The sequence below is a fragment of the Cellulomonas triticagri genome, assembly GCF_003696205.1.
In the GTDB taxonomy this organism is placed as follows: domain Bacteria; phylum Actinomycetota; class Actinomycetes; order Actinomycetales; family Cellulomonadaceae; genus Cellulomonas; species Cellulomonas triticagri.
On record NZ_RFFI01000266.1, the window covers coordinates 1 to 1,144 of the forward strand.

A 1,144-nucleotide genomic window follows, 5' to 3' on the forward strand; every position below is an offset into this window, starting at 1 on the left:
GGCGGGCGTCGCGCAGGTGCCGGTCGAGGTAGGCGGCGCCCCGGGCGTGCTGCGCGGCGCGGCGCCGCAGGGCGCGGGGGGTGAGGGCGCCGGGGTCGGGGCGGCGCTCGACGGTGACGCCGGGCACGGCCAGCTCGCGGAACCCCGCGGCGACGACGTCGTGGCGGAACATGACGTCGCCGGTGAACGGGTAGCGGGGGGTGCCGAGGGCCTCGTCGAACCCGACGGACTCGAGCACGGCGCGGGTGGCGGCCATGCTGACGCCGGAGAACGCCCGCCCGGAGGTGGGCGGGTCGGGGACGACGCCGAGCACGGCGGCGGCGAGGGCGTCGTCCACCCAGGCGGGCCGGGTGTCGGCGAGGCGGACGGCGCCGCCGGTGAGGTCGGCGCGGCCCTCGCGCAGCGGGGTGGTCATCTCGACGGCCCACGGCACGGGGACGCGGGCGTCGGGCGAGGTGAACAGCAGGTACCGGCCGCGGGCGGCGGCGACGCCGACGTTGCGGGCGCGTCCGGTGCCGACGCCGGGGGCCGCGACCACCCGCACGCGGCGGTCGCGGCGGACGGCGGCGGGCAGGGCGGCGACGTCGCGCACGACGAGGACGATCTCGCCGCCGAGGCGCTCGCCGCGCAGCCAGCCGCCGTGGTGCCGGACGCCGTGGGCGGCGAGGTCGAGGGCGGTGAGGACGCTGCGGACGGCGGTGAGCAGCGCCGCCTCGGACCCCTGGGCGACGACCACGACCGACAGGTCGGCGCGCGCGGCGACGCTGTCGGTCACGGCTCACCTCCGGGTCGGTGGCCCCGGACGAACCGGGAAGTCGACATACCATCGCAAACCGGACAGCGGAAATCGAGTCGCGTCACCCGACTGCCGCACGTGGGCGTCGGCTCCGGTGCTCGGTCGGGTGGCCCGTCACCCGTCCGGCGCGGCCCAGGCGGGCCGTCAGCGGTGCGGCAGAGCCACGGCCTCCAGCGGGTACGGCTCCGGGTCCGGCAGCCCGCCGAGGGCGTAGCCGACGCCGAACCCCGTGGACCAGGACAGCCGCGCGACGTCGCCGCGCGACCGCACGCGCAGCACCTCGCCGCCCACCAGGGCCGCGCGCCGGGCGATCCGCGCGGGCCACCCGTGCCGGGCGGGGGCGTCGGC

The 1,144-nt window shown here is 79.6% G+C and carries 2 protein-coding genes; both read right to left on the reverse strand.

The features are described from left to right. Window positions 1-775: glycosyltransferase (locus EBM89_RS20740; RefSeq protein WP_122151425.1), on the reverse strand; the 775-nt coding region annotated here is incomplete at its 3' end. A 165-nt stretch (window positions 776-940) separates the two neighbouring features. Further along, window positions 941-1,144 (reverse strand): hypothetical protein (locus EBM89_RS21715; RefSeq protein ID WP_158609752.1); only part of this gene is annotated, 204 nt, incomplete at its 5' end.